General features: G+C 61.3%; 9 protein-coding genes and 7 tRNA genes. 3 read left to right on the forward strand and 13 right to left on the reverse strand.

Annotated elements, in window-relative coordinates; genetic code table 11:
* Positions 1–64 precede the first annotated feature (64 nt).
* Positions 65–2,485 carry a ribonuclease R gene (gene rnr / locus BM341_RS13695; protein WP_089796636.1) on the reverse strand — a complete coding sequence of 807 codons (2,421 nt, stop codon included), beginning with the start codon at positions 2,483–2,485 and terminating at the stop codon, positions 65–67.
* A gap of 233 nt (positions 2,486–2,718) precedes the next feature.
* On the opposite strand from rnr, the gene BM341_RS13700 reads away from it, so the two are divergent.
* A tRNA-Leu gene (locus tag BM341_RS13700) sits at positions 2,719–2,805 on the forward strand.
* 90 nt (positions 2,806–2,895) lie between these two features.
* Positions 2,896–2,982: transfer RNA gene (locus tag BM341_RS13705), tRNA-Leu, on the forward strand.
* A 143-nt stretch (positions 2,983–3,125) separates the two neighbouring features.
* On the opposite strand, the gene BM341_RS13710 is transcribed toward BM341_RS13705, so the two are convergent.
* Positions 3,126–3,971, reverse strand: a complete 846-nt coding sequence (locus BM341_RS13710; protein WP_089796637.1) for a DNA/RNA non-specific endonuclease — start codon at positions 3,969–3,971, stop codon at positions 3,126–3,128.
* A gap of 39 nt (positions 3,972–4,010) precedes the next feature.
* Complete coding sequence (locus BM341_RS13715; RefSeq protein WP_089796638.1) at positions 4,011–4,286, reverse strand: Lrp/AsnC family transcriptional regulator; 276 nt, start codon at positions 4,284–4,286, stop codon at positions 4,011–4,013.
* 340 nt (positions 4,287–4,626) lie between these two features.
* On the opposite strand from BM341_RS13715, the gene BM341_RS13720 reads away from it, so the two are divergent.
* Positions 4,627–4,941: a high-potential iron-sulfur protein gene (locus BM341_RS13720; protein WP_089796639.1), complete on the forward strand. Its 315-nt coding sequence runs from the start codon at positions 4,627–4,629 to the stop codon at positions 4,939–4,941.
* Between the two features lie 168 nt (positions 4,942–5,109).
* On the opposite strand, the gene BM341_RS13725 is transcribed toward BM341_RS13720, so the two are convergent.
* The 10 genes from BM341_RS13725 to BM341_RS13770 form a co-directional block, all read right to left on the reverse strand.
* Positions 5,110–6,660 (reverse strand): SpoVR family protein, encoded by a 1,551-nt coding sequence (locus BM341_RS13725; RefSeq protein ID WP_089796640.1) that lies wholly within the window; start codon positions 6,658–6,660, stop codon positions 5,110–5,112.
* A gap of 30 nt (positions 6,661–6,690) precedes the next feature.
* Entirely contained in the window at positions 6,691–7,974 is a 1,284-nt protein-coding gene (locus tag BM341_RS13730; protein WP_089796641.1) for a YeaH/YhbH family protein, read from the reverse strand.
* A gap of 25 nt (positions 7,975–7,999) precedes the next feature.
* Complete coding sequence (locus tag BM341_RS13735) at positions 8,000–9,922, reverse strand: PrkA family serine protein kinase (RefSeq protein WP_089796642.1); 1,923 nt, start codon at positions 9,920–9,922, stop codon at positions 8,000–8,002.
* Positions 9,923–10,153: 231 nt separating this feature from the next.
* Positions 10,154–12,169, reverse strand: coding sequence for an NADPH-dependent 2,4-dienoyl-CoA reductase (locus BM341_RS13740; protein WP_245784275.1), 2,016 nt, complete (start codon positions 12,167–12,169; stop codon positions 10,154–10,156).
* Between the two features lie 231 nt (positions 12,170–12,400).
* Positions 12,401–12,477: transfer RNA gene (locus BM341_RS13745), tRNA-Asp, on the reverse strand.
* Positions 12,478–12,480: 3 nt separating this feature from the next.
* Positions 12,481–12,557: transfer RNA gene (locus BM341_RS13750), tRNA-Val, on the reverse strand.
* Between the two features lie 64 nt (positions 12,558–12,621).
* Positions 12,622–12,698: transfer RNA gene (locus BM341_RS13755), tRNA-Asp, on the reverse strand.
* Between the two features lie 29 nt (positions 12,699–12,727).
* A tRNA-Asp gene (locus BM341_RS13760) sits at positions 12,728–12,804 on the reverse strand.
* A 40-nt stretch (positions 12,805–12,844) separates the two neighbouring features.
* Positions 12,845–12,920: transfer RNA gene (locus BM341_RS13765), tRNA-Val, on the reverse strand.
* A gap of 149 nt (positions 12,921–13,069) precedes the next feature.
* The gene (locus BM341_RS13770; protein WP_342713899.1) at positions 13,070–13,792 is read right to left on the reverse strand and encodes an alpha/beta family hydrolase; all 723 of its coding nucleotides are present in this window, start codon (positions 13,790–13,792) and stop codon (positions 13,070–13,072) included.
* Positions 13,793–13,936 lie beyond the last annotated feature (144 nt).

The following is a 13,936-nucleotide window of genomic DNA, read 5'->3' on the forward strand; positions in this document are numbered from 1 at the left end:
GCAAGGCGAGCTCCCTTGAAGAGGAGCCCTTGCCGAGACGAGCGAGGCGCTCAGCCCGAGACGCTCAGCGCTTGGCGCTTCGCCGAGGTCCGCGTCGCTTGCCCTTCGGTTTGGCATCGCTCTTGCCGTCGCCTTTGGCATCGGACTGTTCGGTCTTGGGCGGCTTGCCGCCAGCTCTGGCCCGGCCCTTGTCAGGCGCCGCATCCACGGCACGTCGACGGCGCGGTTGGCGCTTGGGCCGCGGCTTGTCATCGGCCAGCTCGAAGTCGATCTTGCGATCGTTGAGATCGACGCGCGCCACCTGCACGGTGACGCCATCGCCCAGGCGATAACTCATGCCGCTGCGCTCGCCCTTGAGACGATGCTTTTCCGGCTCGTAGTGATAGTAGTCGGAGGGCAACGAGGTGACGTGCACCAGGCCTTCGACATAAAAATCGTCGAGACGCACAAAAATGCCGAACTGGGTCACCGAGGCAATCGTGCCATCGAAGATTTCTCCCAGCTTGTCCGACATGAACTCGCACTTGAGCCAGTCGTCCACGTCGCGGGTGGCGTCATCGGCGCGCCGCTCGGTCATCGAGCAGTGCTCGCCCAGCTCGAGCATCTGCTCGAAGGTATAGGGCGCCCATTTGCTCGGCGGCTCCACCGGCGCGCCCTCGGCGCGCAACACGGTATTGGTCTTGCGCGGACCGCGGATTACCGAGCGAATCGCCCGATGCACGAGCAGGTCGGGGTAGCGCCGGATCGGTGAGGTGAAGTGAGCGTAGGCCGGATAGGCCAGCCCGAAATGACCATCGTTTTGCGGCGAATAGACCGCGCGGCTCATCGAGCGCAGCATCACCGTCTGGATGACGTCGAAGTCGGGACGCTCCTTGATCGCCTCGGCCAGGTCCCGGTAATCCTGCGGGGTCGGCTCGTCGCCACCTCCCAGCGACAGGCCCAGCTCATTGAGAAACAGCCGCAGCTTGTCGAGCCGCTCCGGCGAGGGCCGTTCATGGATGCGATAGAGCGCTGGAAGGTCGTGCTTGTCGAGGAAGCGAGCGGTCGCGACGTTGGCCGCCAGCATGCATTCCTCGATGATCTTGTGAGCGTCGTTGCGCGAGCGCGGCACGATCTTCTCGATCTTGCGCTCGTCATTGAAGACAATTTCCGTCTCGGTAGTCTCGAAATCGATGGCGCCGCGCTCGACCCGCGCCTGACGCAGCACGGTATAGAGCTCATGCAGGTTCTTCATCGACGGGATCAGTTCGCGATACTGTTCGCGCAGTGTCTCGCCCTCCTCGCCTTCGTCATGCAGGACGGCCGCCACCTTGTTGTAGGTCAGCCGGGCATGGGAGCGGAACACCGCCTCATAGAAGCGGTAACGGCTGATGGCCCCGGTCTTGGAGATGTTCAGCTCGCAAACCAGCGCCAGACGATCGACCGCCGGGTTCAGCGAGCACAGCCCATTGGAGAGCAGCTCCGGCAGCATGGGGACGACCTGGCCGGGGAAATACACCGAATTGCCACGGCGGATCGCCTCGTGATCCAGAGCGCTACCGGGACGCACGTAGTGCGAAACATCGGCGATCGCGACCAGCAGCTTCCAGCCGCCGGACTTGGTCTTCCAGGCACAGACGGCATCGTCGAAGTCCTTGGCGGATTCGTCGTCGATGGTCACCAGGGGTACGTCGCGCAGGTCGACACGGTGTTGCTTGTCGTCCTCGGCTACCTCGGCGGACATTTCGGAGATCTGGTCATGGACTTCCGGCGGAAACTCGGCCGGGATCTCGTAGCTGCGGATGGCGATATCGATTTCCATGCCCGGGTCCATGCGCTCGCCGAGCACCTCGATCACCTCACCCACCGGCTGCACCCGGGTTTCCGGTTGCTGGACGATGCGCGCCGAGATCACCTGCCCATCCTTGGCTCCGCCACAGGCGCTGTGAGGAATGATCACTTCCAGGGGAATGCGCGGATTCTCGGGGATCAACACCCCGAACTCGGGAGTATTCTCGCGATAGACGCCGACGATGGTCTGGGTATTGCGCGACAGCACTTCGGCGATGGTGGCCTCGTCTCTTCCGCGACGATCACGGCCACTGATACGTACGAGAACATAATCGCCATGAAAGACGCGACGCATCTGACGCGGCGATATCACCAGATCGGGCTTCTTGCCGTCGTCACGCAGCAGGAAGCCGAAGCCGTCACGATGCCCCAGCACCTTACCCTTGATGAGGTCGAGCTTGTCAATCAGCGCATAGGCGTTGCGACGATTGCGAAGAACCTGCCCATCGCGCTCCATGGCCGCCAGGCGACGACGCACGGCTTCCTGGAGATCCTCGTCTTCCAGGCCAAGCAACTGGCTCATGGCCTCATGCGTGATCGGCTTGCCGACCTGCTCGAGACGGGACAGGAGATATTCGCGGCTGGGGGCGGGTTTGTCGTACTTGTGGGCCTCGCGGCTGGCATGCGGATCTTCGCTGAGCGTCCAATGGGTCATGCGGAGAGCATCCTTGGCTGAGTCTGTGGCGGCATGAAAAAGGCGGCGTCCAAGCGCCGCGAGCCTGAGGCCTGATATTGCTGATAGTTTGTCATGCGCGCAGTATAGCGCCGCCTAAGCCGTGACCCAACCTTGGCGCGTCTCAGGCATCACATTCAAGATGAAAAAATCTGCGTGGCATGTCGGCAAGCCTATTGCAAAAAAGACCGGATCCGGTAACATGCGCATCGCCTGCCCAGGTGGCGGAATTGGTAGACGCGCTAGCTTCAGGTGCTAGTGTCCGTATGGACGTGGAGGTTCAAGTCCTCTCCTGGGCACCATCGCTTTCAAGGCGATGACTGTACTGTCAATGGCGACAGCAAGGCATGACAGGCTTTTCAGAAGACAACTCGCAAGATCTTGCATGAAGTGCCCAGGTGGCGGAATTGGTAGACGCGCTAGCTTCAGGTGCTAGTATCCGTATGGATGTGGAGGTTCAAGTCCTCTCCTGGGCACCACCTCGTTACCGTCTCATGCAGACGAATCGTCCGAATTATCTGATGAATCGCTTGATAGTAAAAACCGCGACATGATCGCGGTTTTTTGTGCCTGGCATTTGCTATGTCTGCACGTTGTGGTGACTGCAACTGGACCCTGCGGCTCAGAAGCGCGCCGGCAGGCCAGCCACGTCATCGAGTTGCCAACCCGCCGTGTTCACCTCCGCCTCCAGCTCCCCTGCTGCCTCGACGCTCAGGCTAGGGAAGAAATCCAGACCGGTACGCGCCTCGATGGCATCGATGCTGACCAGGAAATCGTCCAGCGGCTCGTCGCCACTGACCTCCTGTGGCATGAGAAACGCCAGGGCTCGTGGCGACTCACCCGGCACTACCAGGATCTTGTAGAAGGCTTGCGGCACCTCAACCAGACCGACCCGGTGGGTGACGTTGTCCAGGAAGCGTTCGGGAAACACCGGCCCCGTGATCACCTGGATGACGCCGAAACGCGGCACGAAGTGGTCCATCACCACCTCTTCCAGGCGCTGCCAGAGGCGCCGATTCAGATCGGGTCGCTGGGGCGCCATGTTGCTCATGAGGAAGGTCTGCTCCTGAGCCTCGGGGCCATGGACGGCGGCGATCGCGTAATTCGGCGCGAGGTGGCCACGGTCGTAGCCGCTGCCGAAGTAGCTGTCGGTACCCACGGGCCACAGCGTTCGCCAGTCGCGGCGAAAGCTGGGCCGCGGCCCGGCACGCGGGTCCTCGACGGCCTGAAGCAGGTAGCTGACCCATAGCGCATTGACGCGTACGTCGGACCAGCCCAGCAGGTAGCCGTCATTGCGCAGCACGCGATGAAAGCTGGTAGGGGTCAGCTGTTGCCATTCCGGCACACCCATCCAACTGAGCTGGTCACGGTAGTCGCGCTCCTGGGCGTACCAGAGCCCGGAGCCCACCATGACAAACAGCAGGGTAATGCCGAAACGTCGCGCCTTGCGGCGCCAGCGAGAGGTCATGCGTCGGTAGGTTCTTGCAGAAGGCATCGTATCGCCACGTCACCACCCCAGCGAAAACATGGTTTCCAGATCGTGTCGGGAATGCACCTGCATGGCATTGAGGGTCTCGGTATCCCGAATACCCTCCACTGCATTGAGCCGCTCGGTAACCAGGTCCGCCAGGCTCTCGAAGTCGCGGGTGCGGGCGATGGCCACCAGGTCATAGCGCCCGCAGGTGGAGTACACCTCGCTGATTCCCTCGACGTCGGCGAGGCGCTCGGCGACCGCCTTGACCTGTCCCTTGTCGGTATTGATCAGTATCACGGCATTCTGCATCGGGCATTTCTCCTGTTCAGGCATCAGGTCGCGGCCGCTATGGGCGTCACCGGGACTGCCGCGAGTATAGCAATGCCTGGCCCTGCCCGGCATCCATGACGAACGAGACCCCAAGCGGCTATCGCGACCGATTGCCACATCGGGGCAGGATCGATCGCGAGGCACTGATTACTCGACTAAGATGGAAAGAGTCTGCGTGAAAGCATTGATCAGTCCCGATCGCTTCAGGCGTGGACGTACACCGGCAGTCGTCCGCAGAGACGATACCCGGCAGCAGAGCAGACGGGCAGGATATCATGCCCGACCGTGCCAAGACGCCAAACCGTGATGAGGAGATACCATGGCTGACAATAGCCGTCGTGATTTCATGCGCAATAGCCTGTTGGGCCTTGCCGCCCTGCCGCTAGGCGTGGGCATTATGTCCAAGACCGCCTTCGCCCAGGAACTGCCTCGCCTTGACCCTCAGTCGGATCAGGCTCAGGCGCTCAACTATGTCGAAGACGCCGAGGAAGCCAGCGATCATCCCGCCTACGAGGAAGGCGAGGTATGCGATAACTGCATGTTCTGGATACCGGAAACCGAAGGCTGTCAGCTGTTCCCGCAACACAGCGTCGAGCCCAAGGGCTGGTGCCAGTCCTGGTCGGCCGCCAACTGAATACTCGCGACTGACAGGACGCAAGACCGACACCCGCGCCGATGGCGCGGGTGTCGTGGTTTCAGGTCCTAGGTTTCCGGCACTAGCTTTTCGGCCTTGGTACGGCGCACACATGCCTCGCAAGACGACTGGCCACGGCTGACGCGTCCGCCCAGAGCAAGAGCACGCTTACTCCTGACGGATCTCGTCGGGAAGGGGCCACTGATAGCGCCTTACCACCTCGTCACTCTCCATCGACTCCAGCCTGACCGGGAATCCCCATAATTGATGCAGGTGGCGAATCACCGGGTACACGCTGCGCGCCAACGGTCGGCGGCTATCCTGGACATGGCGCAGCGTCAGCGACCGATCGCCGCGGATATCCGCCGAATAGACCTGGATATTGGGCTCGCGCACCGACAACGCATACTGCGTAGCCAGCGCCTCGCGAACGCGACGGTAGCCCCGCTCGTCGTGGATCGCCGCGACCTCGAGCATCTCCTCCTGATCGTCGTCGACCACCATGAACAGCTTGAGGTCGCGAATGACGCGGGGTGACAGAAACTGCTGGATGAACGACTCGTCCTTGAAGTTGCGCATGGCGAACTCCAGCGTTTCCCGCCAGTCGCTGCCGGCGATGTCGGGGAACCATTCCCGATCCTCGTCGGTGGGTGACTGGCACATCCGCTTGAGGTCGGTGAAGATCGCGAATCCCAGCGCATAGGGGTTGATACCGCTGAAGTAGGGGCTATCGAAGGCGGGCTGGTTGACCACCGCGGTATGCGACTGCAGAAACTCGAGGATCAATCCTTCATCGACCAGGCCCTCATCGAAAAGCCGATTCATGATGGTGTAATGCCAGAAGGTCGCCCAGCCCTCGTTCATCACCTGGGTCTGGCGCTGCGGATAGAAATACTGTGCGAGCTTGCGCACGATGCGCACGATCTCGCGCTGCCAGGACGCCAGCAACGGGGCGTTCTTCTCGATGAAATAGAGCAGGTTTTCCTGAGGCTCGGCGGGATAGCGCCCCCCATCGTGAAGGCCCAGCGGGTCCTCCTCGTCCGGCCCCGCGGCCAGGACCTCCGATGCCGAAGGCGTGGGAATGGTGCGCCACAGGGTGTTGACCTGGGCCTGCAGATACGCCTCGCGCTCCTCTTGGCGCTGCGCCTCCTCGGCAGCCGAGATCGGCGAAGGCCGCTTGTAGCGGTCGACCCCGTAATTCTGTAACGCATGGCAGGCATCGAGCAGTTGCTCGACCGCCGTGACGCCGTGACGCTCCTCGCACTCGGCGATGTACTTGCGGGCAAACACCAGGTAATCGATGATCGAGGAGGCGTCGGTCCAGGTGCGAAACAGGTAGTTGCCCTTGAAGAAGGAGTTATGGCCATAGCAGGCGTGGGCCATCACCAGCACCTGCATCATCAGGGTATTTTCCTCCATCAGATAGGCGATGCAAGGGTCTGAATTGATGACAAGCTCGTAGGCCAGACCCATCTGCCCTCGGCGGTAGGCCTGCTCCACGGCCAGGAACTGCTTGCCGAAGGACCAGTGGGAGTAGCCGACCGGCATGCCCACACTGGCGTAGGCGTCCATCATCTGTTCTGTCGTGATGATTTCGATCTGATTGGGATAGGTGTCCAATCGATACTCGTCGGCGATACGGGCAATCTCGTCCTCGAACTCGGTGAGGATAGCGAAATTCCAGTCGGACCCCGTGGCGATTGGCTTGCGTCGGGTCATCAATGCCTCCTTGGTCGCTTGCCCTCGTTGTCAAGGGCTGGCGACACGGCGCTTGAACAACTCTCGGAACACCGGATAGATATCACCGGCCTCGACGATCTGGCGCATGGCGAAACGCGCAGGAAACTCAGCGGCCACGTTTTGATATTCCTCCCACAGGGCTTGATGGGCGTGGGGGGTGATTTCCACATAGGTGAAATACTGCAGGCGTGACATCAAGCGTTCGACCAAGAGGTCGCGGCAGGTAACAGAATCATCGTCCCAGTTGTCACCATCCGAGGCCTGAGCAACGTAGAGATTCCACTGCCCCGGGGGGTAGCGGTCGGCGATGATCTCGTCGACCAGTGTCAGGGCACTGGACACGATGGTGCCGCCGGTCTCGCGCGAGTAGAAGAATTCCTCCTCGTCCACCTCCTTGGCCGCGGTGTGGTGGCGCACGAACACCAGTTCGACCTTCTCGTAGTTGCGCTCCAGAAAGAGGTAGAGCAGCAGAAAGAAGCGCTTGGCAATGTCCTTGTGAGATTGGGTCATCGAGCCCGAGACATCCATCACGCAGAACATTACCGCCTTGCTCGACGGCTGCGGCTGATTGGTCAGGTTGTTGTAGCGCAGGTCATAGGTGTCGATGAAGGGTACCGCCTCCATACGCTTTTCGAGACGCGCGATTTCCTCCTTGAGTTCGCTGATGCGCGCCGGGTTGCGCAGGACCGGGTCCTTGCCCTCTTCGGCCTCCAGAGCCTCCTGCGCCTCGCGCAACGCACGACGAATGGGCGCGCGCATGGCGATACGGCGTGCATGCGCCTCGCGCATCGAGCGCACGATATTCATGCGCGCCGGTACCCCTTGACGGGAGATGCCCGCCCGCACCGGCCTCACCTCGTCGAGGTCGACCAATGCCTTGCGCTCCAGATGGGGCAGCTCCAGTCCATCGAAGACGAAGTCGAGAAACTCCTCGCGGCTCAGCGTGAAGGCGAACTCATCGACGCCTTCACCTTGATTGGAGGGGCCCCCCTCGCCTGCCCCACCACCACTGCCACCCCCGGGGCGGCGCAGCCGATCCCCCTCGACGAACTCTCGGTTACCGGGGGTGACAACAGTGCGTTTGCCCCCCGAGCCATGCTGGAAGACCGGCTCGGAGATGTCGCGGGCCGGAATCGAGACCTTTTCGCCACGCTCCATGTCGGTGATCGAGCGTCGATTGACCGCCTCCTCGACCGACCGCTTGATATGCGTTCGGTAGCGGTCGAGGAAGCGCTGGCGGTTAACGGCGCTCTTGTGCTTGGCGTTGGCGCGTCGATCGATGAAATAACTCATTCAGACCTCCCGGCCGCTGGCCTGGTCATTGCGACTTGCGTACGCGCAGGTACCACTCGGAAAGCAGGCGAACCTGCTTCTCGGTATATCCTCGATCCACCATTCGCGCCACGAAGTCCTCGTGCTTGCGCTGGTCCGCTGCCGAGGCCTTGGCATTGAAGGAAATGACCGGCAGCAGCTCTTCGGTATTGGCAAACATCTTATGTTCGATGACGCCCCGCAGCTTCTCGTAGGACTGCCAGCTGGGATTCATGCCATTGTTCTGGGCACGCGCCCGCAGTACGAAGTTGACCACCTCGTGGCGGAAGTCCTTGGGATTGGAAATTCCCGCCGGCTTCTCGATCTTCTCCAACTCCTCGTTGAGTGACTGGCGGTTGAGGAACTCACCGGTTTCGGGATCTCGATATTCCTGATCCTGAATCCAGAAATCCGCATAAGTCACGTAGCGGTCGAAGATATTCTGGCCATATTCGGAATAGGACTCCAGATAGGCGGTCTGGATCTCCTTGCCGATGAAGTCCACATAACGTGGCGCCAGGAACTCCTTGATGAAGCGCAGGTAACGCTCGAAGGTCTCGCGGGGCAGCTGCTCCTGTTCGAGACGCTGTTCAAGCACATACAGGAGATGCACCGGGTTGGCGGCGATCTCGTGGTTATCGAAGTTGAAGACCTTGGAGAGAATCTTGAAGGCAAAACGTGTGGAGAGACCGTCCATGCCCTCATCGACACCGGCGGCGTCGCGGTACTCCTGTATCGACTTGGCCTTGGGGTCGGTGTCCTTGAGATTCTCGCCATCGTAGACGCGCATCTTGGAATAGATGCTCGAATTCTCGGGTTCCTTGAGCCGCGACAGTACCGAGAACTGCGCCAGCATGCGCAGGGTATCCGGGGCGCAGGGCGCCTCGGCCAGCGACGAATGCTCGAGCAGCTTCTTGTAGATGTTGATCTCTTCGGAAACCCTCAGGCAATAGGGCACCTTGACGATATAGACCCGATCGAGGAAGGCCTCGTTGTTGCGATTGTTGCGGAAGGTCTGCCATTCGCTCTCATTGGAGTGCGCCAGCACGATACCGTCGAAGGGGATCGCCCCCATGCCTTCCGTCGGGTTGTAGTTGCCCTCCTGAGTTGCGGTCAAGAGCGGATGCAGCACCTTGATCGGCGCCTTGAACATCTCGACGAACTCCATCAGGCCCTGATTGGCTCGACACAGGCCGCCCGAGAAGCTGTAGGCATCCGGATCATCCTGGGAGTAGAGTTCGAGCTGGCGGATGTCGACCTTGCCCACCAGCGAGGAAATGTCCTGATTGTTCTCATCCCCGGGCTCGGTCTTGGAAATGGCGATCTGATGAAGCCGTGACGGGTAAAGGCGCACCACCCGAAACTTCGATACATCGCCGCCGAACTCCTTGAGGCGCTTGGCCGCCCAGGGCGACATTACGCTCTTCATGCAGCGCCTGGGGATCCCGTATTCCTTCTCAAGCAGCTCGCCGTCTTCTTCGGGCGAAAAAAGCCCCAGCGGGGACTCATAGACCGGTGACCCCTTGATGGCGTAGAACGGCACATGTTCCATGAGAAGCTTGAGGCGCTCGGCGAGCGACGACTTGCCACCGCCTACCGGACCGAGCAGATAAAGAATCTGCTTGCGCTCCTCAAGCCCTTGGGCGGCATGGCGGAAATAGGACACGATCTGCTCGATCGCCTCCTCCATGCCGTAGAATTCGGCGAATGCCGGATAGCGGCGAATCACCTTGTTGGAAAAGATACGTGACAACCGCGAGTCCTTCGCGGTATCGATCACTTCGGGCTCGCCGATGGCCTCCAACATCCGCTCGGCCGCACTGGCGTAAGCCACTGGCTCCTGGCGGCAGAGTTCCAGATACTCCTGCAGGCTCATCTCTTCCTGCTGGACACGAGCGAAGCGGTTCTGCACATGATCGAAGATGCTCATCGATTCCTCCTGTATACCCGTTTCCCCCGACTTCCTTGTTGTACAGGGATTGATCGCGGTGGGGTCTCAACAGCGTAGACAGCATCAGCGGATAAGGGTTTGCTGAGCAAATCAACGCACGAGCCCTCATCATTGAGAACCCGGGTGCGTAGAAGCAGTTCATGGAAAAAACGTGCAGTATTAAACGCTGCAAGGATAGTGGCGCCGTGGAGGTGCCTCCGACGAGCGATATCATAGCTGCGACGCCAGGCGCACCCCTTGATCGATGGCACGCTTGGCATCGAGCTCGGCGGCTTTTTCGGCCCCGCCGATCAGATGCACCGTCACGCCGGCTGCCTGCAACGGCATGAAGAGTTCGCGCACCGGTTCTTGCCCAGCACAGATCACGATGCTGTCCACGTCAAGTCGACGCATCTTGCCATTGACACGCATATGCAGGCCGTCATCGTCGATTTTCACGTACTCGCAGCCGGTCAATGTCTCGACTCGGTGCTGCCGGAGCGAGGCGCGATGGACCCAGCCGGTGGTCTTGCCCAACCCCTTGCCGGGCTTGCTGGCCTTACGCTGCAACAACATGACCTGACGGCCGATGGGTGGCGCAACCGGTGCCGTGAGACCGCCTCGCTCGGTCACGGTGATATCCACGCCCCACTCGGCGCGCCAGGCCACTGCGTCGAGGCTGGGCTGGCCGGTGTGACTCAGTAGTTCAGCGACATCGAAGCCGACACCCCCCGCCCCGATAATCGCGACTCGCCTGCCCACTCGCTCGGGGTGGGTGATGGCCTCGGGATAACTGATCACCGAGGAGTGTTCGCCCCCGGGGATGGTCAGGGGTCGCGGTCGCACGCCACTGGCCAGCACCACGGCATCGAAGCCGCGCAGCGTGTCCATCGTTGCTTCGCAGTCGAGCTTAATTACCACGCCGTGTTTTGCCAGCATGACCCGGTAATAACGCAGCGTCTCGGCGAACTCTTCCTTGCCGGGAATGCGTTGTGCGTAGTTGAACTGCCCACCCAGCTCCGCACCGCGCTCGAATAGCGTAACGCAATGGCCGCGCTGGGCCGCCGCCAGCGCGGCCGACATCCCCGCAGGACCTCCACCGACCACGGCGATGGCGCGAGATGTTGCTGCTGGCTCGATGAGCAACTCGGTCTCGTGGCAGGCGCGGGGATTGACCAGGCAGGAGGTCAGTTTCCCCTGAAAGGTATGATCCAGGCAGGCCTGGTTGCAGGCGATGCAGGTGTTGATCTCATCATCACGACCGGTGGCCGCCTTGCGGATCCAGGCCGGGTCGGCGAGAAAGGGGCGCGCCATGGACACCATATCGGCGTGACCCTCGGCGAGCACCCTTTCAGCCACCTCCGGCATATTGATGCGATTGGTGGTGATCAACGGTATCGTCAGCTCCGCCCGCAAGCGTCGCGACACCTCGGTGAAGGCAGCACGCGGCACGCTGGTGACGATAGTCGGCACGCGCGCCTCATGCCAGCCGATGCCGGTATTGATGATATCGGCGCCGGCCGTCTCGATGGCACGACCCAGCGTCACGACCTCGTCCCAGGTGCTGCCCTCTTCCACCAGATCGATCATCGACAGCCGGAAGATGAGCAGGAAGTTGTTCCCTACCGCCTGACGAATGCGCCTTACGATCTCCACGGCAAAACGCAGGCGATTCTCGAGACACCCGCCCCATTGGTCCGTTCGCTGGTTGGTGCGCCGGCAGAGGAACTGGTTGATCAGGTAGCCTTCCGAGCCCATCACCTCGACGCCGTCGTAGCCGGCCACCTTTGCCAGGGTGGCGCAGCGCACGTAGTCGTCGATCTGCCGAGCCACCTCATCGGCAGCAAGCTCACGGGGAAGGTAGGGGTTGATCGGCGCCTGAATGGGCGAAGGAGCCACCAGATCGGGGGAATAGGCGTAACGCCCGGCATGCAGGATCTGCAGGCAGATACGGCCGCCCTCGGCGTGTACCGCTTCGACTACGGGACGATGCCGCTCGGCCTCGTCGGGCGTGGTGAGTTTCGCCGCCCCCTGAAACACGGCGCCTTCGGCGTTGGGTGCGAAACCACCGGTCACGATCAGCCCCACGCCCTCGCGCGCCCTTTCAGTATAAAACGCCGCCAGGCGCGCAAAACCGTTCGGTGCCTCTTCGAGGTTGGTGTGCATGGACCCCATCAATACCCGGTTGGGCAGCGTCAGCGGGCCAACCCTCAAGGGGCGAAACAGATGGGGAGTCGTGTCGCTCACGGCCGAGATCCTCGCAGTCGTCATCGCCAGCATTCAAACAACTGTATGACAGTCGACAGGGAGACGCAAAAGACCGTCATCGTTGAAGTACAAGACCGGCTTGGCAACGGCGAGCACTGACGACAGCATCAGGAGCGCGCGGGCAAGAACTATGCGCAATCGACGCTAAGCATAAAAAACACGAGGCACACGAAAACCCCGAGGCCAGAGACCTCGGGGTCAAAATCGCGATGGCGGACCGGACGGGACTCGAACCCGCGACCTCCGGCGTGACAGGCCGGCATTCTAACCGACTGAACTACCGGTCCGCATGGTGGGTGATACCGGACTCGAACCAGTGACCCCCAGCATGTGAGGCTGGTGCTCTAACCAACTGAGCTAATCACCCACGAACATCTTGCTGCGTTACTTACATCTCTCAGCGTCACTTATCTTGCATCTGCGGACCATCCTGGCGGACCGGACGGGACTCGAACCCGCGACCTCCGGCGTGACAGGCCGGCATTCTAACCGACTGAACTACCGGTCCACAATAAGACGAGACAGCTTGGAACACGATGGCGGACCGGACGGGACTCGAACCCGCGACCTCCGGCGTGACAGGCCGGCATTCTAACCAACTGAACTACCGGTCCACTGCGTGATTCCTACATGATCGACCACTACCAGCGGCAATGGTGGGTGGTACAGGGTTCGAACCTGTGACCCCCAGCTTGTAAGGCTGGTGCTCTCCCAGCTGAGCTAACCACCCTCGGTCACGTGGCGCAGAATTCTACAGGGGTACCCGCTAATGTCAACGCTTTTTCTTGGCCAAGACCAAGCGGTACTGATGGGAGAAACATCGGCCATTCATCGACTTGCCGACAAGCCAGGCATAAGCCTCATGCCGGAGCATGGCGCTCATGACGCCCCGGCCATGAAGGAGGCAATGGCCTCGGCGGCCTCCTGGATCAGGTCAAGCTGGGTGCGTCCCGAACTGCGCCGCGGCTTCCAGTCATGATCGCCGTCTTTCAGCCAGTGCAGCGCCACGCTGTCTGGCAGCGAATAGCCACTCACCTCATCTTGGCTACCGAAGGGGTCGCGGGTGCCCTGCACCACTAGCGTCGGGCAGGTGATCAGCGGCCAGTGTGACAGGCGCAGCGTGTCCGGCTTGCCGGGTGGATGGAAGGGATAACCGCAAAGCACCAGACCCGCGGCGGCGTCACGAGCGGCCAGCAGACTGGCCGCTCGCCCGCCCATGGATTTGCCGCCGACCCAGAGCGGCGGCAAATCATTATGTGACACGGTGTCGCACCAGCGTGCCAGTTCGTCGACCAGTCGGTCGATCCTGGGCGGAGGACGCCGGCGAGCCTCACGACGCATCTGCTGCAGGTAGGCAAACTCCATCGCCAGGGTCTGGACGCCGGTTTCGGCCAGGGCATGGTGCAAGCGTTCAAGGAACACCGAATCTTGTCCAGCCCCCGCGCCATGGGCGATCAACAGGCGTCCCAGGCGTGCCTCACCACGCACCGCCAACGGCCCCAGCCCATCGACCCACCACTCGCCCACCTCACCCGAACGCAAGGCCTCGCGTAGCTTTACAGGTGAAATTCGCCGGTCGTTCTGGTAAAAAAATGTTGTCACGCGACCACCCTCTCGAGTTCATGCATCGACACGTTGACATGTTCAGGCGAGACCGCGGTGCGGTAGAATCCCTATTTCCAACCTGATATTGACCTGCATCATCCTGCGGGAAGCTGCCACCGGGCACAATGCCGCGGGGCCAAC

Origin of the sequence: Halomonas korlensis (assembly GCF_900116705.1) — a bacterium.
Classification (GTDB): domain Bacteria; phylum Pseudomonadota; class Gammaproteobacteria; order Pseudomonadales; family Halomonadaceae; genus Halomonas; species Halomonas korlensis.